Source organism: Paenibacillus glucanolyticus, assembly GCF_037333485.1.
In the GTDB taxonomy this organism is placed as follows: Bacteria; Bacillota; Bacilli; order Paenibacillales; family Paenibacillaceae; genus Paenibacillus_AQ; species Paenibacillus_AQ glucanolyticus.
The window spans coordinates 2282364-2306806 of the sequence record NZ_CP147845.1; the positions used below are offsets into that span (position 1 = coordinate 2282364).

Below are 24443 nucleotides of genomic sequence, written 5' to 3' on the forward strand. Positions count from 1 at the left end.
CGAGAGAACACGAGGTGATAATCATGAAGCCATTGTCAGTAGGAATTATCGGGACGGGGTTTGGTGGCCATGTTCATGCCCCCATCTTCTCGTTGCATCCGGGATTCGAGGTCAAATCGATTGCGAGTGTCTATCGGCAGCAGAAGGCTGAAGAGCATACGTGGAAGGGAATTCAGCATTACAGAAATTGGCGCGACATGCTGGAGAAAGAACAGCTGGATCTCGTATCCATTGCATCCTCTCCCAGCCAGCATTATGAAATGACGATGCTTGCGCTGCAATCCGGTCATCATGTCCTGACAGAGAAACCTCTCGGCATGAATGCGGAGCAAACATTGCACATGCTGACGGAGTCAGAACGGGTCAAGCGTAAAGCCTTCGTTAATTTTCAATGGAGATGGACACCAATCCGACAACGCATCAAGCGTATGATGCAAGGCAAAGAGCTTGGAGATATCCAGCATATTCAATATACAGGGAGCTTCTCTGGACATGCCGTGCTTGCGAATTCCTATCGTGGCTGGGAAGCGCGGCGTGAGGAGGGAGGGGGATTCTTGTTTGCAATCGGGTCCCATATGGTCGATTCCCTTCTATGGTGGATGGACGAGGAGATTACGGACGTGTACGGCGATTTGAGAACACAGATACCGACATATAGCGGAGACGACGGGCTTGAAGTCAGGGAAACGGACGATGCGTTTACCTTCATTGGGCGCTTCAGAAGCGGGGCCTCACTTGTTGCGAATGTGTTTTTTCCCGGAATCCGCGGAGCGGGCTGGAAGCTGGAGATCCACGGGACCAAGGGGACGCTGATGATGCGTAATGATGATACTCTTGAATGCAGCTTCGGCGGTTCATTTGAGAGAATCGATCTTGAGCCGGTTCATGCCCCGGCTAGCCTGGAAGCTCCGGCGGTGCATTACTATAATGGTTTTTATCAGATGGTCGATGGCATCTATAGCACCCTGGCTGGAAATCAAACCTTCCCGGATATTCCGACTTTCCTGGATGGCCACAAGGCACAAGCCGTTCTAGATGCGATACGTCTCTCGTCAGAGACGAACACCCGAATAAACGTTGATTATACCTAAGATAAGAGATTCGGCATGGATTAAACGGTAAACAGGAGGGAGGCGTGGATATGAGCCAACGACGTCTTCAAGTGGGAATGTGAAGTCAATGGACGGAAGAGAACTGGGAGGGCACGTACTATTCCGATGATGACAGGGATACATATATTAATAGTTGATTTCGGTGTTTTTTGATCGAATGGAGTGAAGAGTAACGCTATGATGAACCGGTGGGATCATTCGCTTATTAGGGGGAGGAGGAATCCTCGATGATTCAGAGTTTGATCGTTGTATTTCTGCTTACGATGGTTATTCATACGGCTGAGACCTTGTCTTACTCCGTCAGGTATGCGGGCGTGAAGCTGAACAAGATTGCTGTGGCGCTGTCGCTGACAGGGATTATCGTGCTGGTGTCCAGAACGTCCAACCTGATCCAGGCCCCGCTTACAGCCAAGTTTGTTGATTATGCACGAGACCATCCCACATTTGACGTGCTCTCTTATTTCAGGGCGATTCTGTTAGCCGCTTCAATCGGAACGATCATGGCCATTGCGCTGTTTCCGACCTTCGTGAACTTGTTCAGCAGAATTATCAGTAAGCTGGAGGTTGCCGGATCGATTCCGAAACTGGTCTCCAGCGTAACCATCGGACAGCTCAAGAATACAAGGCATTACGTCCGGAAGCCGAATCTGAAGTGGAGCCAGTTCCGGTACTTAGGGATACCTAAGCGATTTATATTCATGAATGTCGTGGTGACGGCTATTTATACCGTGGGCGTCCTGTCATCTTTGTATGCTGCCCATCTTGTTCCGCAGTACAGCACAACGGCGTCTCAAGCCTCCGGTTTGATCAACGGGATTGCCACTATTATTTTGACAATATTCATAGATCCGCAGCTTGGCTTGATCACAGACAAGGCTACGCGGAATGAAGAAGCCAGAGATCAGCTGGGCAAAGTGTATACGATGCTGATGGTTTCAAGATTTTTCGGAACGATGCTGGCCCAGCTTCTCATTATTCCCGCCGCTTATGTGTTAAGCGTGATTGTAATGTGGATCTAAGAATAAATTGCCCGAGAGTAAGAAGGAGACACGATAAAACATGATCACCCGTAAACGAATTATGCTGGAATCCGTACTGTTTGCAGCAGCGATATATGGCGGTTATTTATTGTTCATGGTACTGCAGGGGATGATTCAAACCCAAAGATATGTACCGAATCTGGATGAAATCCGAGGGTACGAGCAGGCTGAATACCTCCAGACGGAGGTGGCTTTTGGCATGATCGAGCGGAACAGCGAATGGCTCGCAGTTACAGCCGTCGGAGGATTTATCCTATTGTGCGGGTTGTATGGAAGCATAAGATATATATGGGCAAAATGGCGTTCATGATGCCGACCTCATAAACAAAAGCCTACAGATTCAGATCAGCCCTGTTCATGGACAAACGTTCATGATCAGGGCTGTTTGGGTAGGGAAATGGAATCTAGCTTTTACCCATAGCTTGCTCATGGAATGAAGAGTAATATCCAAACCGTCATTAAAAAATGTGAATTTAAAAGAGTTAATTGGATGACCCAATTACCCGGAATATTGCGATAAAAGGGAAAAACTACCTGAATAAAGTGTTTGAAAGCGCTATTTTGATTCTTGACAGCCTTTTCAGTTGCGTTTATGCTAAACATGCGGTTAATTGGATGACCCAATTATCGTTTGCGCAAGAAGTGATAGAAAGGGTAGTCATATGACCATTAAGAAGATTAAATATCATCGGGTGTACGAGGATGTTATTGAGCAGATCAAGAATCTGATTCTGGAAGGAAATCTGACTCCGGGCGATGTTCTTCCGACGGAGCGGGAGCTGGCCCAATCTTTTGGCATCAGCCGCGGAACTTTGCGGGAAGCATTTCGTATTCTGGAGCGCGAAGGACTCATTGAAGCAAGACCTGGTGGCGGGCGCTTTCTGAGCAAGGCACTGGATGTAGCCGAGGATCGCAGCCGCATTCTGGACAATATCGAACGCGCTACCATTATTGAGTTATTAGAGGCGCGGGAATTGTTTGAGACAGGGATTGTGGAGCTGGCGGCTAAGCGTGCAACCGATGAGGATATTGCCGAGATCGAGGCTGCCTTCGAGAAGTGGGGACAGATCGATCAGGAGGCGGAGGATCGCTCGAAGCCTGACCAGGCCTTTCACTTGTCGATTGCCAAAGCAACGCATAACGTGGTTCTCGTCAATATGATTGAACTGCATATGGATTTGCTCCAGCGGACTCTGAGCAAGACGGCCCAAATTCCAGGGCGCAAGAGCGAGGTTTATGAGGAACATTTACTTATTATGCAAGCTATTAAGGAACGTGATCCGGTGAAAGCGAAGCTGGCTTTGCTGAACCATTTGAGCAGAGTCAAAGAAAACATACAGAAAAACTACATTCATGTATAAGAGGGGAGAAACTCGCCCCTTTTTAACACAAATTGGATAATCCAATTATCCAATGGGCATGAGTGAATATTTTGGTAAAGAGGGACTGCAGATGAATACAGACATTCGAATTCTATCACCCTGCGGCATGCTGGGGTACGGATTTCCTGAACAATCCTTCATGAACGGGATGGAGTTTGAGCTGCACGGCATCGTTGTTGATGCGGGATCTACGGATGGGGGACCGCATAAGCTGGGCGCCGGTGTATCGATCGTCAGCAAGCGTGCGGTGAAGAAAGACCTGGACATTATGATCACGAATGGATTGTCCCGGAAGATTCCCATCATCATCGGCTCGGCAGGCGGCTCGGGAGCTCAGACCCATGTGAACTGGACGCTCGATATCATTGATGAAATCTTGGATGAACGGGGCCTGCAGGCCAAGGTCTCTGTCATATGGGCAGATTTTACTCAGCAGGAGATCCATCAGGCGAAGGAGGAAGGACGCATTAAGGCACTGAGTCCGAATATTCCGCCTCTGACGAGCGAGTTAATTGATTCGACGAACAGCATCGTTGCACAGATGGGACACGAACCTATTGTGGAAGCGCTTAAACAAGGTGTGGATATCATCGTTTGCGGCCGTGCTTATGATCCTTCTCCGTTTGCCGCGATTGGGATTTATCATGGCAAGGACCCGGGGCTTTCCTATCACCTGGGCAAAATATTGGAATGCGGCGCTTTATGCGCGGAACCGGGAACAACGAAGGATAGCATTCTCGGCACGATAAGCGACGATTCGTTCACCGTTCAATCACTTAATCCTGACCGGAACTGCAGCCCGACGAGTGTTGCAGCACATACCTTTTATGAGAAGGAGCATCCCTACATTCTGCACGGGCCCGGATTTACGCTCGACCTGGAGCATTGCCGATTCGAGGAAGTGGAGAAGGGCGTCGTTCGCGTAACGGGCAGCCGCTTCCTTCCGGCTGAGAAATACTTTATTAAGCTGGAAGGAGCAAGACGAGTAGCTTACCGGACGTTCGTTGTTGCGGGGATCCGAGACCCGATTCTCATCGGAAAGCTCGAAGAGGTTGAGGACTATGTCCGCAATCAGGCCAGGGAATATTACCGGGAAATTCCGGAATCGGATTACCAGATTCAATTCTATAATTACGGCAAGAACGGCGTTCTCGGAAGCAAGGAGCCCGAGTCGTTCACCGGACACGAGATTGGCGTCATGTTTGAAGTGGTGGCCAAGACGCAGGAGCTGGCGAACAGCATCTGTGCAACGGTTCGCTCTACGTTCCTCCATTACGGATACGATGGCCGCAAATCAACGGCGGGGAACCTGGCATTTCCATTCGCGCCAAGCGATATCGAGTTCGGTCCTGTCTATGAATTCTCCGTGTACCACCTGATGGAAATGAAAAATAATGCTTTTCGGATAGAGCATCGATAAGGAGGATCAAACTGTGACTCAACTCGGCGATTTGGCGAAGGTGCTGCGAAGTAAAAACTCTGGCCCCTTCGAAATTACATTAGACGTGTTGTTTGATTCCAAGGAGCAATATGACCAAGTAAAACAGTCCGGCCGCATTACGAAACGGACGATATGTGAGTTGTATCAGATTCGGGAGGAGCAGATTCATCACCTGGTATTTTTCGATCAGGCGCTGGGCTTCAAAATTACGATGTCGCGGGATATATCGTCTGGCAGCGTTGGCGACCGCGATGTGTATGGAGCCCAGCAGCATGCACCTCTCATGAAGCTATCCATCGATTATCTGGAGGAGGGATAAGCCATGAAGGTGTTAAGACGCTTAAGGCAGGATTGGGTGCTGTACGCGATGCTGTCGTTACCTCTTCTCTACTTTTTTATCTTCCACATCATTCCGTTATACGGCATGAAACTCGCCTTTCAGGACTATCGGATTCTGGGAGATCATGTATGGGTAGGATGGAAGCATTTCAAGACACTCTTCAGTTCGCCTGCCTTCACAAGCGTACTGCAGAATACCATTATCATCAGTTTGATGAAGATCATTTTTGTCTTTCCGATTCCGATCATGCTATCACTTCTTATTAATGAAGTACGAAGCTCCAAATACCGCAAATATGTACAATCCGTTGTCTATCTGCCCCATTTTCTGTCCTGGGTCGTGATTGCCGGGATCTGGATCAGCCTCCTGAATCCTGCAGACGGCGGAGTCAATCTGATTGCGAACTTCTTTCAACTGCCATCCATCGATTACATGACAAGTAAGGAGCATATCCGCTGGGTGCTGGTATTCTCCGAAATCTGGCGAAGCGCCGGCTGGGATTCCATCATCTATCTGGCAGCTATTATGAAGATCAGCCCAGGATTGTATGAAGCAGCCAAGATCGACGGAGCAACACGGCTGCAGCAGATGAGGTTCATCACGCTTCCTCATTTATACAGCATAGTTGTAACCGTCTTCATTCTGAATCTGGGCTTCTTCATGAATGCTGGTTTCGATCAAGTATTTAACTTTATGAACGATTCCGTCATTAGTGTCGTGGACATTCTGGACACTTATGTATACCGAATCGGTATTGGGAACGGACAGTTTGCTTATGCAACCGCAGCCAGTCTGTTCAAAGGCGTCATCGGTATCGTCCTTATCCTGGGTACGCATTTCATATCGAAGCGCTTCTCGGGTAAGGGCGTCTGGTAAAGGAGGGATTTACGATGAGACGGCTGGAGATTTCTAAAATTGTCATTTATCTGATGTTGTTTGCGTTCACGCTCATGGTATTGGTTCCTCTCCTGCATCTGCTGGCGCTGTCTTTAACAGACCCTGGCAAAGCCCATCTGATGGGTGGACTGGATATCATCCCCAAGGGATTCTCTACAATAAACTACCAACTGCTATTGTCCAATCCTTTGATCACGGGCAGTATTCTGAACTCGGTCTGGATCACCGTTGCAGGTACGTTTCTCAATCTGCTGCTGACCTCCATGGCAGCTTATGTGCTGGCTAGAACCGAATTCATCGGCAAAAAATTCGTGTTGTTCTTCCTTATCGTCATTATGGTATTCGAGCCGGGCATGATTCCGGAATACCTGCTGGTGAAGGATCTTGGACTGATGAATACGCTAACTTCACTGATCCTGTACAAAGCGATCAACGTTTACTATCTCTTTATACTCATGCGGTTCATTCAGGACATTCCGGAGGAAATTCTGGAGGCCTCCCGCATTGACGGTGCAGGTCACTTCCGGTTGTACAGCCGGATTATCCTGCCGCTGTCCAAGCCGGGGCTGGCGACACTGGGCTTGTTCTACGGCGTGTATCACTGGAATGAATATTTCAGAGCCACACTCTACATTTCAGACCCGAGTAAATGGCCGCTGCAGGTCGTGCTCAGACAGTTTGTTGTACGCAAGGACAATACGTCGCTGATCGGCAACCAGAACATGTTTGACAGCTCGATCAATTTTGATTTTGCTTCCCTGCAGGCGGGTACGATCATGATTGCGATTGTACCGCTGTTGTTCCTATATCCGTTCATTTTGAAATACTACGCAAAAGGCGAGCTGGAGGGAGGGGTCAAGGATTAAGCGGGGAAGGGCAGCTTATTGAAGGCATTGATGTTCAAATTCAAAAAAGGGGAGAAAGATGAACATGAAAAAATTAAGCCTGTTATTAATCGTTGCCATGCTGGCCATGGTCATGTCTGCATGCACCTCAAACTCGAACTCGCCGGGAGCGGGTCAAACAGAGCCTGGGACCACCCAGCCTGATGGAAGCGGCGATCCGGTTACGCTGAAGATTGTGTACAAGGATGAAGGAACGGCTAACCCCGTTTCCGTTAAATTTTTCGAAACCTTGGAGAAATCCCTCGCTGAAGATGAAGGCTTGAACGTGAAGTTTGAGCTTGTAGACCTCGCGCAGGGCAGTTATGCGGAGAACCTGAACCTCCTGCTCTTGGGCGGAACCATTCCGGATATCATCTACTTCCAGGGCGGAGACCAGCAGATTGCCGATCAAGGTCTGCTGGAGGATCTGACGCCGTATATTGAGAAATCTACCTACATTAAAGAGATCATGGAACCGCACAACCAAACACGGATGGCAAGTTATCCGTATCTGCTGTGGATTAAACCTCTTGCACCTAAGGCACCGGTTGTTCGTGCCGATTGGTTTAATGCCATGGAGAGCTCCAAGGCCTTGATGGAGAATCCGACAGTGGACAATTATTACGCCTTCTTCAAGGAACTGGTGGAGAAGAAGCCGGGTGAAGGCAAGCCGAGTTACGCGCTGACGGCAGCAGGCGATATCGCCGAGATCAACTTCATTTTCAACACGGCATTCGGTCTGGATACCACTTGGCTTAAAAAGGACGATGGAACTTATGAATACTCCAAAGTCTCTCAAAACGAGAAAGAAAAACTGACTTTCTATAACAAGCTTTATAAGGAAGGACTGCTTGATCCGCAATTCATTACGAAGCAGTGGGATACGAAGGAAGATGCCTTTTATAAAGGGGAAGCCGCGGTGATTACGGGGACAGCCGGCAAAATCATCGATTTGTATGATGGAAGAATGCAGGAACTGGGTGGAGATGACGCCAGCCTGATCGTGCTGCCGCCTGCAAAAGGCGAAGCGCAAGGATTCGGCGCCACCGACGTCACGAAGGAAGCAAGAGGACTTGCGATCTCTTCGCAGTCCCCGCATAAAGATGTTGCATTCAAAGTCTTTGATTACCTGGCAAGTCCCAAGGGCCAAATGCTGGACCGGCTCGGATTCGAAGATGAGCACTACAAGGTGGTAGACGGCGAGATTGAGCTGAACGAGAAATATTACAGTGAATGGTATGCACGTTTCTGGGAGCCAACCGAGATCCAATCGGAAACTCCTTTGAAAACGCCGCTCTTGGGCGAGCCGGGCACCGAATCGCTGAGAATGGCTTCGGATTACTACACGGAAGACAACAACTTCATTATTCCTGAGCAGTTCATTGCGAACTGGGATGCCATGAACAATCTGTACAAGGAATATTCAACCGACTTTATTACAGGCAAGAAGGACTTGTCCCAATTCGATCAATTTGTTGAGGCCTGGAACGCTGCTGGCGGAGCAGAGATTACGAAATACGCTAACGAAAACATCAAGTAAGGAGCTTATAACTATGACTTCGTTTCGTGACCGAGTAAGAGGCGTGGTGATATCCACCGCGCTTGGAGACGCAATGGGAGCTCCCATTGAGAAATTGACGTACGAAGAAATCAAGTCGAAATACGGACGCGTGGAATCCTTGATGACAAGATGGCATAAGATGGATCTTCCTGCCGAGGTCCGGCTTGGCCGGGTAAGAGGGGACGGGATTGTCACGGATGATACCCTGATGACGATTGCGCTCATGAATGTGTATCTTACCGAGGGCCGACATCTGGATGCCTATGATATGAGCAATGAATTCGTGAAGGAGATTGCGTTCCGCAAGACGTTTGTCCCTGAACTGAATGAGGAAACGCTCATTATAGACCGATTGTTTTATCCGGAAAAATACATCTTCATGCGTCATGTGCTGGCGAATTGCGACCCGAGAGAGGGCGGCATCGGGAATATGGTGAACTGCGGGGCGGCGATGTACATCGCCCCGATCGGAATTGTCAATGCGGGCCATCCGAAGGCGGCCTATGATGAAGCCATCCTCTTTGCGATGGGTCATCAGAGCAGCTATGGCCTGGAAGCGGCTGGCGTCCTCGCGGCATGCGTCGCGAAGGCTTTTGAGCCTGGGGTGAGCGTGGATGATATTATCGGCACGGCCATCAGCCTGGCGAAGGACGGTACGAAAGCTGCCATACAGGAGCTGACCCAGGCTGCCCGAGAACTGCGGCCGGAGCGGGACAATATGGACAAGGTGATCGAGGTGCTGCAGGCGATCATGCTCAAATATTCCCCGATGGGCGATGACGTTAGCCGTCATATCGACAAGGTTGGCGTTCCGAGCAATCATTATACGCCAAGCCGCCTGTGGTCGATCGAAGAGCTGCCCATGGCGCTTGCGTTCATGGTTCTGAATGAGGGGGAGTACTATCGTACGATCCTGGACGGCGTTAACTCCGGGCGTGACACGGACTCGATCGGCGTCATGGCCGGGGTGATCCTTGGGGCGATGCATGGCAGCGAGGTCATCCGCAAGGAAGATATCGAGCAGCTGAACAAGGTGAACCGTCTTGATCTGTGCGCCGTTGCTGACGAATTCAGCATGGTTGCCGCCAAAATCATTGAGGATGATCTTCGAATCCATGAAATGAGGAAGAACGTTGTTCAACACAAGCTGTAGCAATAAGAAATCATGCGAGGCTGACATTTTTTTGAATTAACCATTTGTTTTGGAGAAATGCAGTGTTCATCTTCCGCTCCCGGATCTCTGCGATAAAAATTTGGACTCAAGGAAACTCGGGGGCAGTAGAGAACGAAAGAATGATCCGAATTTGCGGTGGAACACACAAAAAATTCATGTTTCAACTTTGATTGCGCAGAGGCTAGGAGGGAGAGTTAATGATACCTAAACAGTATGTAGAGACGGTATATGCAGGATTTATCGGGATGAACATCGGCATAAGGCTCGGTGCCCCCATCGAACCGGTTGCTTGGACATATGAGCGCATCCGGGATGTTTACGGTGATATTCGGGATTACGTGAAGCCGTACAAAACCTTTGCAGCAGACGATGATGCGAATGGTCCGGTGTTTTTCATTCGTGCGCTGTATGACGATGCGACGGACCGCGAGCTTGAACCGGAGGATGTGGGAAAAGCTTGGCTCAATTATGCAAGGGAAGGCATCGGCATGTTCTGGTGGGGCGGCGAGGATATCAGCACCGAGCACCGGGCTTATGTAAATCTGCGCAAAGGCATTTCGGCCCCGCGCTCGGGCTCCATCGAGGTGAACGGGACGGAGATGGCTGAGCAGATCGGCGGCCAGATCTTCATTGATTCATGGGGGCTTCTGTTCCCGGGTCGGGCGGAGAAAGCGGCAGATTATGCGGAAAAAGCAGCCAGCGTCTCGCATGATGGCAACGGGCTGTATGGCGCACGTTTCATGGCAGCATGCATTGCCAAAGCATTTGATGCTTCATCGATGGATGAGATCATCGCTGAGGGACTCCGTATGATCCCGGATGACTCAACCTATGCACGTGTGGTGCATGCGGTTATGGATTTTCATCGGGAGCATCCATCCGATTTTCGGGCTTGCCGTCAATACTTGGAGGATCACTGGGGATACGATAAATATACGGGTGTATGCCATATTATCCCCAATGCAGGCGTATGCGTGCTTGCTCTGCTGTATGGCGAGGGGGATTTTGCGCGCACGGTAGAAATCGCGTCCATGTGCGGCTGGGACACCGATTGCAATGCAGGGAATGTGGGAAGCATTCTGGGTGTGTACGGCGGCTTAGCCGGAATTCCGGATCATTATCGCAAACCCATCAATGACTTCATTGTCGCTTCCAGCGTTTCCGGGTACTTGAACCTGGTGGATTTCCCCACTTTCGCCAAAGAGCTCGCATTGCTGGGTTATCGCCTGAATGGGGAGAAGGCACCGCAGGAATTAGTGCAGCGCGTGAAGCAAGGTGAAGTGTACTTCGATTTTGATCTGCCTGGATCAACCCATGGCTTTCGGACAAGCAACCCGTTCAAAACGCCGGTTGTGCGCCATTCCAATCAACGCGGATGCGATGGAAGAGGGTCGCTTGAAGTTGTTTTCGACAGACTGGTTGAAGGCGACAGCAGTAAAATCTACTATAAACCGTTCTACCGCCGGGCTGAATTTAATGATGAGAAGTATAAGCCTACCTTTGCGCCGCTTGCCTATAGCGGTCAGACCGTATCTGCCCGAATCTACGTGGACCAGTGGGAAGGCGCGCCAGTGACCTTGACCCCTTATGTTCGGAACACCTATACACAGGAGGACCAGATTCTGCAGGCGGTTACCCCGGTGGGCGGAGAGTGGAATGATATTCAATTCGTTATCCCGGATACCGAAGGCGCTATGATCGATGAGATCGGATGGATACTGAAGAGCCCTTCGCCGCTCTTGAATCGTGCCATCGGAAGTCTGTTCATCGGACAGTTCCGTGTTACCGGCTCGGCGGAATACAAAATTGATTTTGCTAAACAGGCCAAAGAATTCGCTTCCATCACACCATTCTCTCACCATAGAGGCAAGTGGGAGCTGCGTGATGGAGCGCTGCATTGTATAGCAGAAGGAGACACTTCATCCTATTCCGGAAATTATTATGCCGGTGATACCGTGGTTGAAGCGACAATAAAACCGATTTCCGGCACCAGCCATTGCCTGATTACAAGAGCGCAAGGCGTGATGCGGCATTATTTGGCCGGTTTTGACGGTCCGAATTCTGTCTCGTTTATTAAACAGGACTTCGGGACCAAGCGCTTGATTACGGCCAGATATGATTGGGAGCTGGGCGAGGAATATCGTTTAAAACTGGTGTCTGAGAAGGATCGCTTCATCTTGTATATTAATGGAGATAATGTACTGGAATGCAAGGAAACGGCCTATGCTCATGGTATGTTTGGCTTTGGCTGTCTGGAGGATGGCGAGAACGAGATTAAGGATGTTCACGTCCGTACATCAGGGCAGAAGTCGGTTTAGAAGAGAGGAGCGGGGTATCTTTGCGTAAGCTGGTTGTCATTGGAAGCATTAATATGGATGTTGTAAGTAATGTGAATCAGTTCCCTCAGCCGGGGGAGACCATTCATAGCAGCGGAACGTCGTTTTTTCCTGGAGGCAAAGGTGCGAATCAAGCGGTGGCGGCTGCGTCGGCAGGCGCAGATTGTGCCATGTTGGGTGCGGTTGGTCTTGATCCTTTTGGTGATACCCTGATTGCTTCGCTGGAGGATCGCCAGGTCCGGGTTAAGTCCGTGCTCTCCAAGGAAGGCACCTCAGGCATTGCGATGATTACCGTCAACAAAGAGGGTGAGAATTACATCGTCCTGTCCGAGGGAGCCAATGGGCGTCTGACCGAAGAGGATGTTGCGTCTGAGGTGAATTGGGATGGAGTATACGCGGTGCTGCTGCAGAATGAAATTCCGTGGCAGACGACGCGGTACGTCATTCACTCGGCCAGTAAGGCCGGTGTCCGCGTCTGGCTGAATCCGGCACCTGCGAGAAGTATCCCCGAAGAGGTATTTCCGCTGCTGGATACGCTGATCGTGAACGAGACGGAAGCAGGAGTGGTTAGCAGCTTGAGAGTAGATGACGCGGCTTCTGCCGAGATGGCAGCCGATTGGATCATAGCCAAGGGTACCTCAAGCGTCATCATTACGCTTGGCGAACAAGGCTGCTTCTATGGAAACGCACGCGGGGAGCGCGTTGCCGTTCCGGCTTACCGCGTGAAGCCCGTCGATACCACGGCAGCAGGAGATACCTTCATCGGCGCTTATGCTGCTGCTTGCACTGATGGTATGGAGACAGAGGAGGCACTAAAGTTTGCAACCGCGGCGGCAGCCCTGACGGTGACCCGTCCTGGGGCGCAATCTTCCATTCCGACCAAGGACGAGATACTGGCTTTTATGGATAAGTAATGTTCATGCTGTGTAAGAGAGAGGGCGGTTGGATGCCTTCTCTCTTTTGTTTTTTCACCTCTTTGGTGCCTGAAGCACGAGAAGGTGTCAAATGTCGGCGGCGCCTGATCACTATAGTAAAAGATATGGTGACGATCGCTCGGTGTATCGCCATACGTATAAAATAACGGTTAACGCATGGCTGTTGTCAAGGCATCTGTGTTGCAGGGAAGCTAATGAAACTGCCCGACATGTTCTGCTGAACCCTTTCATATATGTAAGAGTGACGATAATGAATCTATGAAATGGGGTATCTGACTCATGGCAAAACAAAAAAGAGGCAAATCACTTTGGCACTTACCTACTCGCGCTCGCGGTACATGTCCCGTATGTAAAAGCACTCGGATTAAACTGTTGTATCCTCGTACCAAATCGGACGGCACTGCGCTGAAAGTATGCAAGCGCTGTGATGGCGCATCCCAGGAGCGAGTGGATGCAGCAGTGTAGCACTAAGAGCTGCAAGTCCCTTTTAGGGGACTTGGAAGCTCGAGCCCGGCTCCGCTGATAGCTGCAAGTCCCTTTTAAGGGACTTGGAAGTTCGAGTCCAGCTCAACCCGGAGGCTTATTCACGTGTAACGGGCAAGCCTCCCCTCTCGTTGAATAACCCTGCTTTCCTTGCGGCTCAGGGATTATTTGGAATATAATAGTTTTACAATATGAGAGCATAGACCGTTTCCACGTGAGGCGGTCTATGCCTTTTTACACGGATTGAAGCGTGCTCTGTTTTTCGCATTCGGCCAAGATCGTGGGATATGTGGGAGATAGATGAACATGTGAACGTGAGCGTGAACAAGTAACACCATATTAAACCAATGGCGGTGAATTGAATGTTGGAGTTGCGGTTGAAGGAGTACATAAGGGAGCATAAGCAGCTGATGGATGATTTGGCTATCGTTCGAGATCTGGAGCTGTCGCAATGCTACATTGCGGCAGGCTATATTCGAAATTACGTTTGGGATATCCTGCATGGTTTTGAGAGAACCGACCGTCATACGGATATCGATGTTGTATATTTCGATCCCGATGATGTGTCGGAAGCACGGGATATCGATTTGGAACAGAAGTTAAGAGCAGCGACAAAGAATCCGAAATGGTCAGTCAAGAATCAGGCCAGAATGCATGTCAAGAATGGAGATGAGCCGTACAGCTCAACCCATGCAGCGTTAACCCAATGGCCAGAGACGGCTACAGCGATTGGCGCAAGACTGAACCGCGAAGGGGAGCTTGAGCTCTGCTGCCCTTACGGATTGGAGGATTTATTCGCTTTAAAGGTTCGAAGATGCCCGAATTTTCATAAGCGAAGCTATTATTTGGAGCGTGTTCGGAAGAAACAATGGAAGAATCAGTGGGCACGGTTAACAATACTCGAAGTTTAGAGGGGGAGAAGTTCTATGGAGATCCGTCCCTATCCACCGGTGATCTGGAGTCAAAAACCCCTTAATGAGAGCAATATAGGATATCCGGTATTGAAGGAGCGAATTTAGTGTCCGGATCGGATGAGAACACGGAAGCGGCACCCCTTTATCATACCTTTGTAGCCAGCCGACCAAGCGAAGCGGGTAGCGGAGATGATCCGCTGCCGGGAATTTTTAAGTTATGAGAATAACGGAGTTGCCACGCACTTCAGTGCACTGTTTACATAGAAAGAGCGGCAAGGGCAAGGAATTGGGAGAACGCTTGTGGAATTTGTAAAGAGGTGGGCTCTGGAGAGGGGCGACAATGTGCTGCTGACCAGCGGGAACAAACCCGAGCGCAAGCGTGCCCATACGTTTTATGAGAAAATGGGGTTTCTCCATCGGGATTCCGGTTTGTGAAAACATTATAACAACATGATTGGGGGGTCTGTAGCATGGAAACATTCAATCGCGCGCGTGAGAAGGAAATATTGTATCACGAGAAGTTTTATGAAGCGGCCGCCTTGTTTGAGCCGGGCAGCTGGTTAGCACGCCCCGTCCAGACGGTTATGGATCATCTGGAGTTGTTGCCTTTTCAAAATATGCGAGTGCTGGATCTGGGCAGTGGTGTCGGTCGTAACAGCATTCCGATTGCACAGCGAATCCAACCTGCAGGCGGTAAGGTTCTATGCGTGGATTTGCTGCCCTCGGCAGTGGACAAGCTCCGGCAGTATGCTGCCTCCTATGGCGTAAGTTCCAGCATTGAGGCACTGGCAGCGGATGTGCAGCATTATGACATCGCGAAGGATACCTATCATTACATCATTGCCTGCTCTTGTCTTGAGCATATGAGCTCGGAGGCCGCCTTTGTATCCAAGATCAAACAAATGCAAGCAGGAACCATGGATCGGGGAATTCATTGCATATTAATGAGTACGGAAGTGAAGGAAATCGATCTGGAGACCGGTGTGGAGGAAGAGGGGTTAATCGAGTTGAATTTATCCGCTGACCAAGCCTTCTCTATCTTTTACGAGCTGTATCCAGAATGGGAGATTTTAATGAAGCGCCAAATACAGCAGGACATTCAAGAGGTGAAGGACGGAAGGGACGTCCTCTTTCGAAGCCAGTGGATTACGTTCATTGCCAGAAAAGGAGTGTCGTGACCATGGAGAAATATACGCATCTCGGCGTTTATGGTGTTCTGATCCAGGATGATCATATTCTGCTGATCCAAAAAGCAAGAGGGCCTCACAAAGGGAAGTGGGATTTACCTGGAGGTTCCATTGAATTTGGAGAGGAGCCGGAGTTTACGCTGAAGCGTGAATTTATGGAGGAAACCGGACTGTCTCCGATAAAAGGCAGTATTCGCACAGCCATATCCTATACCATTGTGTATCAGTATGCCGAGAACCAGATGGAAGAGCTGCATCACATCGGCATTATATATGATGTGGAGCTGCCTGATGATCAAGCTGTTATTAAGGCAGAAGGGGATGGACAGGATTCCTTAGGAGCCAGATGGGTTCCGCTTGAGTCGCTGAGTCTGTTACCGTTAACGCCATTTGTTGAGATGATGATGGAGTCGGTATTGATTGAAGAAGCCGAGGGGGAAGCATGACAACCTTATATTTTGTGAGACACGCAGAATCCCCGTATAGCGAAGGGAAGGAGCGGTCCCGCGGATTGTCCGTACAGGGTGCAAGCGATGCCGAGCGAGTTAAGGGTTTGCTGCTGGGAAAGGGTATTGGGGTTATCGTATCCAGCCCTTATCAGAGAGCGAAGGATACGGTACAGCCATTGGCGGATGCCCTGGGTTTACCGATTACGGTGCTGGAGGATCTGAGAGAACGGAAGATCGGGGATTTCCAAGGGAACTCATTTACGGATGCCAAAAGGAAACTGTTTAACGAACCCGATACCTGCTTCCCGGAGGGAGAATCCAGTAAAGATGCGCAAAGGCGTGCAGTCCAGGCAATGGAGGGAATTCTGGATACGTACAAAGGCAAGAATGTCGTGATGGGTACTCATGGGGACATTATGACATTAATGCTGCACCATTACGATCAGCGGTTCGATTATGAATTCTGGCAGGGAACGAGTATGCCGGACATATACCGAGCCGAATTTGAAGAGGGAAAACTCGTGAACATATCGCGGCTATGGCGTGAAGGCTAACAAGAAGCTCAAGTTGGTCCATAGTATATTGAATGTACAAAGAAACCGTTTCTTTCGTAAATGGTGGGTCGGACTTCCATTTTACCATAAGATGAATTCAGGATATTGGAGGGCAACAGCCGATTGGAGGGATGCTTCGTTCCGCAGCGGCAGCGTACTCATAACAGACAAAGGGGCCTCCCTCAGGTCAAGTGACTTTTGGGATACCCCTTCTGCTTTTATAAAAATAACAGCTTAACTAAATTCCTTATGTAGAATAGACGAATAAAAAATAGACGTTATACTTTTTAGAATTTGAAAATATTGATGGTCTTCTGCAGTTGGAAGACGGCATTATTCATCGCTTCGGCTTCCTCAGCCATCTTCTGGATAGACGAAATCCCTTCGTTCATGGAAGCAGATACCTGCTCCGTTCCTGCAGCGGATTGCTGCGTAATCGCAGATATGTTCTGAATGGCGGAAGAGATGTTCTGCGCACTCTCCAGCATGGACTCGCTCTCCTTGGAGAAAGCTGCGATCTGCTCCGAAATATACTGCACGCTGTTTACAATCTGCATGAACACCAGCTCCGCCTCACGGATCATCTCGGTTTGCTGCCGTACGACTTCTTCATTGATCTTAATATTCTGTGCTGCATGTTTGACATCCGATTCAATGCTCCGTACCAGATTAAATACCTCGCGGGTGGAGGAAGTGGATTCCTCTGCCAATTTACGGACCTCTTGGGCAACAACGGCAAAGCCTGCACCATGCTCGCCGGCTCTGGCCGCTTCAATGGAGGCGTTCAAGGACAGCAAGTTGGTCTGATCGGCAAGCTCGGATATGGTTTCGGTGATTTTGGTAATCCCTCTGGCGCTCTTGGCCAGTGCATCGATGGATTCCGAGACTTTTCCGGTGGCGTCGATATTTCGCTGCATCCCCGCGGATTGTTTGGCTACGGAATCTCTTCCTTGCTCAACGAGTCCCAGCGTCTCGATAGAACGGGCGTTCATTTCATGGGTGGAGTGCGTATAATTGCTGACCTTCTCTTCGATTTCGCGGATGGAATGCGTCATCTCCGATACGTCCTCCGAGATTTCGTTCGCACCGACGGCCAGCTCGTTGGAGGAGAGGGATACTTGATTCATCACTTGAATAAGCTCCTGATTTTTATTCGAAATGCTTCGGCTTGATGTCATTACCTTGCGGGTAATGTCCGAGGTTTCCTGTAAAATTTTGCGAAGCTTGTCCACCATGCTGTTGAAGGTTCGGCTTAGATCGTTCATGCCTCCAACCTCTTCTACCTGGAAGGTAAAGTCGCCTTTGGCGATTTTGGCAGAAACGCTGGAAATTTCGGCGAATGAATTCGTAAGCGTTTTCTCAATAACGCGAGAAAGAGGAAGGGTAAGTCCAATTAAAGCCAAGACAAGTACCACGCCAATGATTGCTTTGCCCATTAGAATAAACGCAAGCAGCATTGGAACCGCAAATAAAGCGGCAATAAGATAACAGGCTGCAGTAATTTTTTGTGAGATTGGGAGTCTGTTGAACCATGCCATAAGAATGAGTCCTCCTCGACAACATAGGATATATTTACCATGATTATAGCATCGCCGGGCTGAACTAGATATAACGAATTGACAAAAAGTGTTGAAATGGGTCGAAAGAACTGATGTTTTGGAAGGGGAGGGGAAGCGCAGCTAACTAGCCAACAGACAAATCCCCTCTCGTTGCATAGATACGCAGCAATATTATTTTACGGCACGGAATAAGGCGGAAGCGAGATAATCGGTGTTATCCAGGATCATCCGGTCATGCTTGAATAACGTTTCCCATAACGTTACATCAAACAGAAGTCCTTTATCGCGCTGCTCAAATGTATCCAGATGACGTGTTTGCTCTTCCTTCAATTGTTCGTTGAAGTGGTTATACTCCAGAATTTCCTCCTGCTTAAAACCGCAAGCCAGCAAGGATTGTGCCCATTCTTCCCGCAGCATCAGATTCGGAATCCCGAAGAATTCCAGCAGCTCCTTGAGCTTTGGCTCAGGCATTGGCTTATTCAGCAGCAATTCTCTGTCCAGCAGAACGCCTCCTTGATCCAGAACGCGATAATATTCAGGGAGTGATCTCGACGTATCCGTGAATACGGTGACTGATTCGGCCATAATCAGATCAAACTGGTTGTCTTCAAAAGGCAGCTCGCACACATCAGCCTGCAAAAATTGCACGTCCATTTTCATGGCTTCGGCTCTGGTGCGTGCTTTTTTAATCATATTCTCATTGAGATCTATGGCCGTGACTTGATAGCCCATCTCCGAAAGATGGCATGCTGTCCTGCCTGTTCCGCAGCCAACCTCCAGAATACGACTGTTTGGCTCAATCGGATAATTCTTCAGCATTCTTAAGGTAGCCTCGAATCCGCCCGGATGCGCACTGCCCATACCTAATCTGGATAGCATGTGAATGTAGTTCATTTTATCTTCCCTTCTTCCTTGTAGTCATCATGAGGGTAATCGTTTATTTACCATATGATTAAGGTACGTTTGGGGTTTTTGCTGAATTAAATATTTTGAGCCCTTTTTTTCGGGAGCTATGAGAACTACTGGGGGAAATAGCCATGAAGAAGGAACCGATGGAGGCAGCAGAGCGTGTTATTCACCGTCATTATCCCGACTGTTTGCTAGCTGTGCTTGGCGGTAGCGCAAGCAGAGGAGAACATAACGAGCAATCTGATTTGGACATCGTCATCCTTGAGCGGGACGGAGATGAGATGCGGAGAAAGACCCTGGAAGCGGATGGATGGATTGTGGAATTGTTTATATTGTCTTTGTCATCCTATCGTGAATACTTCGACGAGGGCGTGATGGCAGCCAATCCGACATTGCAGCGGATCACAGCGGAGGGTAAGGTGCTGCGCTCGTTGCCGGAAGGAGAAGCAGTCCGCGTAGAGGCCCAGCATGATTTGAATTACGGACCGATGCCATGGATGCAAACCGATATTGATGAATACCGTTACATGATTACGGAATATGTGCAGGATTTGAAGAATCCTAAGCGGGATGGCGAGAAATGGTTTACGGTGCAAAAGATCATGACGGTACTTTGCGAATTTGTACTTAGAGTGAATGGGGAATGGACAGGGGAAGGCAAGATGCTGTTTCGGCTGTTCCACCGTTTCAGCACGACCTTGGGAGATCAATTGGAGGTTTCGCTTTCAGCGATGTATCGACAGGATGATCCCTCCCTCCTTCTGGCATTCACAGAGCAAATGCTGAACCCGTTCGGGGGCATGCTTCTTGTGGGTTATGAGGAATAGATTTTGACGGGTGAGCAATAAGAGAGGTACATTAGCCGTGACGTTCGCCTTCCACGACCAATACAATAATCATGTGATTCGGTCACGTCATTCTTTAAATCCAGGAGGGATCTTCATGAGCGGAGTATATGGTGGTGGATGGGGTAATTCAGTAGGTATTATTTTGGTTCTCTTCATCCTGCTCGTAATTATCTCGAGTGCTTGGGTTTAATTCGTCAAGCTCTTGGAGCAAATCGCAAAAGCCCGGCATGCGCCGGGCTTTTGCCTGTTATATAGAAGTGATCACGGTCTTGGCTTGGCTGATGGACTGTGTGCAGACACGACTGCGGTCATGACAAGGTGACTGCTGTCCGATTGGATCGCATGCAAAAACGCATCTTCGAGGGATTCAAACACCTTGGAGATGGAGCCGTCCAACCGGCTGGCATAGTGAACGCTTCCGGCGAACGTTCCTTTTTCCTTAGCCCGATGCACCTCTTTATAGATAACATCCATGTAATGGTCTGTACCCAGTGGATAAAGGGCAAATTGGCAGGCTGTATCTATATCGGCATTCTTCCCAATCTCGCGATTCAAACGCTCCGAATCCTCTGACATATATACATCGGCTTCCGTATCACCAGGGCAGCCAATAGAATAAGTTCCGTTAAAGATGGTGTGCACACCGCTTGCTGCCGCATAAGCAAAAATCGCCCTCGTTACATCAAATACATGCTCCGCCCGTCCACGAATACAGGTGCTCACATCATCCGTCTGAATCCATACTTTCCCCGTGTTGACGGATTTCAGCGCGTCCATAATGACTTCCACAAATCGGTCAGTCATCGGAAACACCGAGAATCGGCATCCGACGATGCGACTGGTTCCACATGTTAGCTCACTCATTGTTGTTATCCTCCCCTATGATATAAATCCACGCAAAAAAACCGCACCCCGTGAAGAAAGTGCAGTTATGCCTACGTGAAAAAGTATAAACATAAATGCTACACTTCCCCACGCTAGTATGACCTAGATCGGGTGATAAGGGTTAACGGCAGCACGCCGTCTCTCAGCACATGGCACCCCTAGTACAGCCAACATGATATGCAGTTGGTCCCGGAACTATTGCCAGTTCAGGAAGACAAAGGTTTCTTGCTTGTGTTATTGTATCGTTTTGCCGGAAGATTTTCAATCATTCGATTTTTTTTTCGACATTGATCCAAATTGATGCAACCGATGAAAGACCAGACGCATCATAGTTATAGAGAGGGGGAGATGGCCTGGATGTCATACAGCGCTTAAAACAAAAAGAAGAGGCGGCTCTCCGGGAATTGATGGAACAGTATGGAGATTATCTGCTTCGCACGGCGGTATTGCTGCTGCGTGACCGTCAAGCGGCTGAAGAGGCCGTTCAAGATACCTTTATCCAGGCGTTCGAGAATATCGCTCAGCTTCGTGACGGCGACAAACTTCGTAGCTGGTTGACCCGAATTGCAGTGAATCGATGCCGGATGCGGCAGCGAAAATGGGATTGGCGTCATATTTTTCCCATGCCGAGGATGGACCAGCATGTAAACGAAAGTGTACCTGCCGTGGATGAAATGCTGGGCGTCCATTGGCGTGAGGCTGAAATGATCAAATCAGTGCAGCAGCTGCCCTATACATACCGAGAAGTGATTACGCTCTATTATTATAATGAGTTGGGTGTTCAAGAAATTGCAGCGCAATTGCAGCTGAATATAAACACGGTTAAGGCACGTTTAATGAGAGGGCGGCATAAACTCCGGCAGATTGTTGTCGAGAAGGGGGAGAGCGATGCGTAGCGAAGAACAGGAAATGGCCGAACAACTAAAGCAGGAGCTGGAGGAAATTCGATTCCTGGGCGCAGAGAAGGTGATTTCTCGCACATTTCCAAAATCCAGCCGCGAACGTTTGTCTTCCTTGTGGAATAAGGAAGTAGAAATTTCTGCTGCCGCAATTGGTTATTTTGGCGCAGTAGCGGCCGTTCTGCTGCTCGGAGGTTTGTTATGGAGGGAAGCAATTGTGAAACCTGCTGTTTCCGTGCCCTTGCAGGTGAGCAATGAACTGCTTGAAGCCGGGGGGAATTATTACTGGAAGGATCAGTACGAGAGGATGGTGGCCAGGCTTGAAAATTCGGGTCAAGATTAAACACCTGGTGTTGGGGGTTTCGGGTTTAATCCTCTTCGTTATGATGGTATCTATGCTCACACCTCGAATAGGGCTGCTGATTGCGGAGAAGCAGATAGAACAAGGCCAAGCTGAGGGGATAGCCAAAGTCATTGACCTTATTCATGAAGAAAGCAGCAGCAACCGGAAATGGGAGATGATCGAGAAGTATGTGATTGTGCCTAGAGCAACAGAGCTATCTCATCGGTTTGATGTGTTTATTAGTCCGGGGTTCACCAGCACAGGAGGAAGCACCGATCAGCAGATTCGTTTTACTGAGGATGAACGTTTGCCGCTGCTGAATCAATATGTGCTGGGAGCGCCAGCCGGAGAATATATGAAATATGCCGCAATAGACCTTGCGGAGCATTATTCGATGAATGGTGATGTGGAGGGAGCAGCGGATATATTGGAAACCGCTATCCAAAAGTTCGGGGATCTGAGCAGCGGATATTCTCCGGAGCCTGTTCCTTATTCCTACCAGCATGAATTGGTGCTGGAGCTTGCGAGCCTCTATGACAGGCTGGACGAGCCTGATCAGGCGGCGCTGCAATATGAGCGATTAGGGAAAGTCCTTTCTGGAGATTGGAGGGACATCCATAGTAAGGCCCTTTTATATCACTCGGAAATGCTCCTGCGTCGGGGGAGCCCCCAAGCCGCTATGGACGTGTTGAATCGGATATCAGAAGGGTCCGGCGGGAACTTTGCAAATTCGGATATCTCAAAACGGGCGAATCAGCTGAAAGGACGGCTGAAGAGGATTTTAGACGGAGAGACCTTGTCAACGGTAAGCGGAACCTTGCGAAATCGTGAGGGGGATCCGATTCCATTCGCAGGTGTATTTTTACGTAAAAACAACGATCTGAATCACAGTCTGCTGTTAAGCGAACCGCACCAAATGCTGACAGACGCGAACGGTCGCTATCATTTCGAGGGTGTAGAGCCCGGCAGGTATCAACTCGGCATTGGTTTGAATTATGAACAAATCAATGGCAGAACGTGGCCTGTAGAATCGGGGGATTGGGTGGAGGTCGCCCCGGAATCGACACGACGGATTGATGTCACGCTGCAGCCATTGATTCAATTGACAACTCCAGTAAACCATGATGAGATACGCGGCGACATGATCTATTTTGAATGGGAGGCTATACCCGAAGCCGCCTACTATAAACTGAGTGTTGGTATCGAATTTGGCAGCGGATCGATGATGACGGCGATGGATAACTATATTGAAGGGAATTCGCTGCGGGTTGCTGTTCAGGATCTGTATGATCTCAGAATCGGACTTTCCTACGAGGATCCGTATGATTGGACGACCGTTGCACCTGAGAGTGTGCTTGGTTACTCCAACCCAGAGGCTCTCTATTTCTGGTCGGTGGATGCTTACAAGGATGACGGCACGAAGTTAACAAGCAGCAGCGGGTACCGGCTCAATGAGAGCACCATGGGTTATTTACCGTATTTCTTGTTAAAGGGTCGTGAATTGACGCCGGAGGACCAGCTGGTACTCGAACGTAAATATGATGAATCGCTCGCGGCCTATAACGATAATGTGAGCTCGCATCCAGAAGATATTCACAGCTTAAGGATGAAACTCCGATTGCAACAGATCAAGGATCAGTTGTCCAAGGATGTAGATAACAGAAGTTCAGAGGAAACCTTATCCACCCTGCAGGAGATGATCGAACGGCATCCGGCACCAAGCTACCTGATGGATTTGACGAATTACTTCTATAATAATGAAGATTGGGACAGTTACAATCCGGCATTCGATCGGTACTCCTCTGTACGGAGCGAAAGCGAGGATCATTCCTATACCGATTCTCTCCACGCAACAGCGCTTATGAAGCAGGGCAGGCTGGAGGAGGCGGAGAGATGGTTTGGGCAGGTGATCCGACAGGATAAATCCCACCGTTTTATCGGCAATTACCTCGCCGTTCATATGCTGCACAGCGGTTCGCTGGAAAGCACGCTGCAATTGGCCCGGAAATATCCGGAGCGCATGATGTCAAGCGATACGGATTGGGCTGTTCTGGTGGAGCGAATGCTGATCGAATCTGAGGGAAACTCAGGCTATACCGAGATACTGAAAGAGAAATTGCAATGGGGCATGAGCGGAGAGCGGGATGCCATTCAGTTGTGGACGCCGGGAGAGGACTTCCAAGAGATCAAGCCATTCCTTCAGGCCTTATTACATGTTAATTAAGTAGAGTCGCAGTTTCACTGCTGGATAAAGTGTCTGTATGAAAAAAGGCCGCCTATCCAAGTTATCAAAAACTTGGGTGGACGGCCT

Annotated in this window: 26 protein-coding genes and 1 riboswitch; of the genes, 23 read left to right on the forward strand and 3 right to left on the reverse strand. The window is 49.3% G+C overall.

The window, feature by feature from the left end:
* The first annotated feature begins 23 nt into the window (after nt 1-23).
* The 18 genes from WDY75_RS10980 to WDY75_RS11065 all read left to right on the forward strand — a co-directional run bounded on the left by WDY75_RS10980 (nt 24) and on the right by WDY75_RS11065 (nt 16689).
* The gene (locus tag WDY75_RS10980; RefSeq protein WP_006211478.1) at nt 24-1091 is read left to right on the forward strand and encodes a Gfo/Idh/MocA family protein; all 1068 of its coding nucleotides are present in this window, start codon (nt 24-26) and stop codon (nt 1089-1091) included.
* Between the two features lie 248 nt (nt 1092-1339).
* A complete protein-coding gene (locus tag WDY75_RS10985; protein WP_006211477.1) occupies nt 1340-2131 on the forward strand; it encodes a lipid II flippase Amj family protein in 792 nt (263 codons plus the stop codon).
* A 40-nt stretch (nt 2132-2171) separates the two neighbouring features.
* Nucleotides 2172-2462: a hypothetical protein gene (locus WDY75_RS10990; protein ID WP_006211476.1), complete on the forward strand. Its 291-nt coding sequence runs from the start codon at nt 2172-2174 to the stop codon at nt 2460-2462.
* A 352-nt stretch (nt 2463-2814) separates the two neighbouring features.
* Complete coding sequence (locus WDY75_RS10995; RefSeq protein ID WP_006211474.1) at nt 2815-3513, forward strand: FadR/GntR family transcriptional regulator; 699 nt, start codon at nt 2815-2817, stop codon at nt 3511-3513.
* A gap of 91 nt (nt 3514-3604) precedes the next feature.
* Nucleotides 3605-4954 (forward strand): acyclic terpene utilization AtuA family protein, encoded by a 1350-nt coding sequence (locus WDY75_RS11000; protein ID WP_036641907.1) that lies wholly within the window; start codon nt 3605-3607, stop codon nt 4952-4954.
* Between the two features lie 13 nt (nt 4955-4967).
* Nucleotides 4968-5294, forward strand: a complete 327-nt coding sequence (locus WDY75_RS11005; RefSeq protein ID WP_006211472.1) for a DUF4387 domain-containing protein — start codon at nt 4968-4970, stop codon at nt 5292-5294.
* 3 nt (nt 5295-5297) lie between these two features.
* Complete coding sequence (locus WDY75_RS11010) at nt 5298-6191, forward strand: ABC transporter permease (protein WP_063480079.1); 894 nt, start codon at nt 5298-5300, stop codon at nt 6189-6191.
* A gap of 14 nt (nt 6192-6205) precedes the next feature.
* On the forward strand, nt 6206-7078 hold the full coding sequence (locus WDY75_RS11015; RefSeq protein WP_006211470.1) for a carbohydrate ABC transporter permease: 873 nt from the start codon (nt 6206-6208) through the stop codon (nt 7076-7078).
* 64 nt (nt 7079-7142) lie between these two features.
* Nucleotides 7143-8636 (forward strand): extracellular solute-binding protein, encoded by a 1494-nt coding sequence (locus WDY75_RS11020; RefSeq protein ID WP_063480078.1) that lies wholly within the window; start codon nt 7143-7145, stop codon nt 8634-8636.
* 13 nt (nt 8637-8649) lie between these two features.
* Entirely contained in the window at nt 8650-9810 is a 1161-nt protein-coding gene (locus WDY75_RS11025) for an ADP-ribosylglycohydrolase family protein (protein WP_063480077.1), read from the forward strand.
* 218 nt (nt 9811-10028) lie between these two features.
* The gene (locus WDY75_RS11030) at nt 10029-12149 is read left to right on the forward strand and encodes an ADP-ribosylglycohydrolase family protein (RefSeq protein WP_063480076.1); all 2121 of its coding nucleotides are present in this window, start codon (nt 10029-10031) and stop codon (nt 12147-12149) included.
* A gap of 20 nt (nt 12150-12169) precedes the next feature.
* Nucleotides 12170-13081: a ribokinase gene (gene rbsK, locus WDY75_RS11035; protein WP_063480075.1), complete on the forward strand. Its 912-nt coding sequence runs from the start codon at nt 12170-12172 to the stop codon at nt 13079-13081.
* Nucleotides 13082-13381: 300 nt separating this feature from the next.
* Nucleotides 13382-13567, forward strand: a complete 186-nt coding sequence (locus WDY75_RS11040) for a hypothetical protein (RefSeq protein WP_076150397.1) — start codon at nt 13382-13384, stop codon at nt 13565-13567.
* A 380-nt stretch (nt 13568-13947) separates the two neighbouring features.
* Entirely contained in the window at nt 13948-14496 is a 549-nt protein-coding gene (locus WDY75_RS11045; protein ID WP_036641913.1) for a nucleotidyltransferase family protein, read from the forward strand.
* Nucleotides 14497-14799: 303 nt separating this feature from the next.
* A complete protein-coding gene (locus WDY75_RS11050; RefSeq protein WP_006211462.1) occupies nt 14800-14934 on the forward strand; it encodes a GNAT family N-acetyltransferase in 135 nt (44 codons plus the stop codon).
* 35 nt (nt 14935-14969) lie between these two features.
* The gene (locus WDY75_RS11055) at nt 14970-15677 is read left to right on the forward strand and encodes a class I SAM-dependent methyltransferase (protein ID WP_063480074.1); all 708 of its coding nucleotides are present in this window, start codon (nt 14970-14972) and stop codon (nt 15675-15677) included.
* 2 nt (nt 15678-15679) lie between these two features.
* Nucleotides 15680-16132, forward strand: a complete 453-nt coding sequence (locus tag WDY75_RS11060; RefSeq protein WP_006211460.1) for an NUDIX hydrolase — start codon at nt 15680-15682, stop codon at nt 16130-16132.
* Entirely contained in the window at nt 16129-16689 is a 561-nt protein-coding gene (locus WDY75_RS11065) for a histidine phosphatase family protein (RefSeq protein WP_063480073.1), read from the forward strand. Before WDY75_RS11060 ends, WDY75_RS11065 begins: the two co-directional genes overlap by 4 nt.
* A gap of 287 nt (nt 16690-16976) precedes the next feature.
* Here WDY75_RS11065 and WDY75_RS11070 read toward each other — a convergent pair whose 3' ends face one another.
* Complete coding sequence (locus WDY75_RS11070) at nt 16977-18227, reverse strand: methyl-accepting chemotaxis protein (RefSeq protein WP_036641922.1); 1251 nt, start codon at nt 18225-18227, stop codon at nt 16977-16979.
* Between the two features lie 192 nt (nt 18228-18419).
* Entirely contained in the window at nt 18420-19142 is a 723-nt protein-coding gene (locus WDY75_RS11075) for a class I SAM-dependent methyltransferase (protein ID WP_036641924.1), read from the reverse strand.
* Nucleotides 19143-19285: 143 nt separating this feature from the next.
* On the opposite strand from WDY75_RS11075, the gene WDY75_RS11080 reads away from it, so the two are divergent.
* Together WDY75_RS11080 and WDY75_RS11085 are read left to right on the forward strand one after the other, a co-directional pair.
* Nucleotides 19286-19984 carry a nucleotidyltransferase domain-containing protein gene (locus WDY75_RS11080; RefSeq protein WP_063480072.1) on the forward strand — a complete coding sequence of 233 codons (699 nt, stop codon included), beginning with the start codon at nt 19286-19288 and terminating at the stop codon, nt 19982-19984.
* A 115-nt stretch (nt 19985-20099) separates the two neighbouring features.
* The gene (locus WDY75_RS11085; RefSeq protein ID WP_006211454.1) at nt 20100-20195 is read left to right on the forward strand and encodes a YjcZ family sporulation protein; all 96 of its coding nucleotides are present in this window, start codon (nt 20100-20102) and stop codon (nt 20193-20195) included.
* Between the two features lie 71 nt (nt 20196-20266).
* Here the strand turns inward: WDY75_RS11085 and WDY75_RS11090 are convergent, their stop codons facing one another.
* Nucleotides 20267-20869, reverse strand: coding sequence for a YkoF family thiamine/hydroxymethylpyrimidine-binding protein (locus tag WDY75_RS11090; protein ID WP_063480071.1), 603 nt, complete (start codon nt 20867-20869; stop codon nt 20267-20269).
* Between the two features lie 88 nt (nt 20870-20957).
* Nucleotides 20958-21060: riboswitch (TPP riboswitch) on the reverse strand.
* 237 nt (nt 21061-21297) lie between these two features.
* Between WDY75_RS11090 and WDY75_RS11095 the strand changes: the two genes are divergently transcribed.
* Genes WDY75_RS11095 through WDY75_RS11105 form a run of 3 tightly spaced genes read left to right on the forward strand, consistent with a single transcriptional unit; the run spans nt 21298 to nt 24356 of the window.
* Nucleotides 21298-21786 (forward strand): sigma-70 family RNA polymerase sigma factor, encoded by a 489-nt coding sequence (locus tag WDY75_RS11095; RefSeq protein WP_063456014.1) that lies wholly within the window; start codon nt 21298-21300, stop codon nt 21784-21786.
* Nucleotides 21779-22132 (forward strand): hypothetical protein, encoded by a 354-nt coding sequence (locus WDY75_RS11100; protein WP_063480070.1) that lies wholly within the window; start codon nt 21779-21781, stop codon nt 22130-22132. The genes WDY75_RS11095 and WDY75_RS11100 overlap by 8 nt, the downstream gene beginning before the upstream one ends.
* Complete coding sequence (locus WDY75_RS11105; protein ID WP_063480069.1) at nt 22110-24356, forward strand: carboxypeptidase regulatory-like domain-containing protein; 2247 nt, start codon at nt 22110-22112, stop codon at nt 24354-24356. The genes WDY75_RS11100 and WDY75_RS11105 overlap by 23 nt, the downstream gene beginning before the upstream one ends.
* The last annotated feature ends 87 nt before the right edge of the window (nt 24357-24443 follow it).

Bases quoted from the DNA above. Each gene is read 5' to 3' on its own strand.
- WDY75_RS10980 (WP_006211478.1), top strand. From the start codon at position 24: ATGAAGCCATTGTCAGTAGGAATTATCGGGACGGGGTTTGGTGGCCAT.
- WDY75_RS10985 (WP_006211477.1), top strand. From the start codon at position 1,340: ATGATTCAGAGTTTGATCGTTGTATTTCTGCTTACGATGGTTATTCAT.
- WDY75_RS10990 (WP_006211476.1), top strand. From the start codon at position 2,172: ATGATCACCCGTAAACGAATTATGCTGGAATCCGTACTGTTTGCAGCA.
- WDY75_RS10995 (WP_006211474.1), top strand. From the start codon at position 2,815: ATGACCATTAAGAAGATTAAATATCATCGGGTGTACGAGGATGTTATT.
- WDY75_RS11000 (WP_036641907.1), top strand. From the start codon at position 3,605: ATGAATACAGACATTCGAATTCTATCACCCTGCGGCATGCTGGGGTAC.
- WDY75_RS11010 (WP_063480079.1), top strand. From the start codon at position 5,298: ATGAAGGTGTTAAGACGCTTAAGGCAGGATTGGGTGCTGTACGCGATG.
- WDY75_RS11015 (WP_006211470.1), top strand. From the start codon at position 6,206: ATGAGACGGCTGGAGATTTCTAAAATTGTCATTTATCTGATGTTGTTT.
- WDY75_RS11020 (WP_063480078.1), top strand. From the start codon at position 7,143: ATGAAAAAATTAAGCCTGTTATTAATCGTTGCCATGCTGGCCATGGTC.
- WDY75_RS11025 (WP_063480077.1), top strand. From the start codon at position 8,650: ATGACTTCGTTTCGTGACCGAGTAAGAGGCGTGGTGATATCCACCGCG.
- WDY75_RS11030 (WP_063480076.1), top strand. From the start codon at position 10,029: ATGATACCTAAACAGTATGTAGAGACGGTATATGCAGGATTTATCGGG.
- WDY75_RS11040 (WP_076150397.1), top strand. From the start codon at position 13,382: ATGGCAAAACAAAAAAGAGGCAAATCACTTTGGCACTTACCTACTCGC.
- WDY75_RS11045 (WP_036641913.1), top strand. From the start codon at position 13,948: ATGTTGGAGTTGCGGTTGAAGGAGTACATAAGGGAGCATAAGCAGCTG.
- WDY75_RS11055 (WP_063480074.1), top strand. From the start codon at position 14,970: ATGGAAACATTCAATCGCGCGCGTGAGAAGGAAATATTGTATCACGAG.
- WDY75_RS11060 (WP_006211460.1), top strand. From the start codon at position 15,680: ATGGAGAAATATACGCATCTCGGCGTTTATGGTGTTCTGATCCAGGAT.
- WDY75_RS11065 (WP_063480073.1), top strand. From the start codon at position 16,129: ATGACAACCTTATATTTTGTGAGACACGCAGAATCCCCGTATAGCGAA.
- WDY75_RS11070 (WP_036641922.1), bottom strand. From the start codon at position 18,227: ATGGCATGGTTCAACAGACTCCCAATCTCACAAAAAATTACTGCAGCC.
- WDY75_RS11075 (WP_036641924.1), bottom strand. From the start codon at position 19,142: ATGAACTACATTCACATGCTATCCAGATTAGGTATGGGCAGTGCGCAT.
- WDY75_RS11080 (WP_063480072.1), top strand. From the start codon at position 19,286: ATGAAGAAGGAACCGATGGAGGCAGCAGAGCGTGTTATTCACCGTCAT.
- WDY75_RS11085 (WP_006211454.1), top strand. From the start codon at position 20,100: ATGAGCGGAGTATATGGTGGTGGATGGGGTAATTCAGTAGGTATTATT.
- WDY75_RS11090 (WP_063480071.1), bottom strand. From the start codon at position 20,869: ATGAGTGAGCTAACATGTGGAACCAGTCGCATCGTCGGATGCCGATTC.
- WDY75_RS11095 (WP_063456014.1), top strand. From the start codon at position 21,298: ATGGAACAGTATGGAGATTATCTGCTTCGCACGGCGGTATTGCTGCTG.
- WDY75_RS11100 (WP_063480070.1), top strand. From the start codon at position 21,779: ATGCGTAGCGAAGAACAGGAAATGGCCGAACAACTAAAGCAGGAGCTG.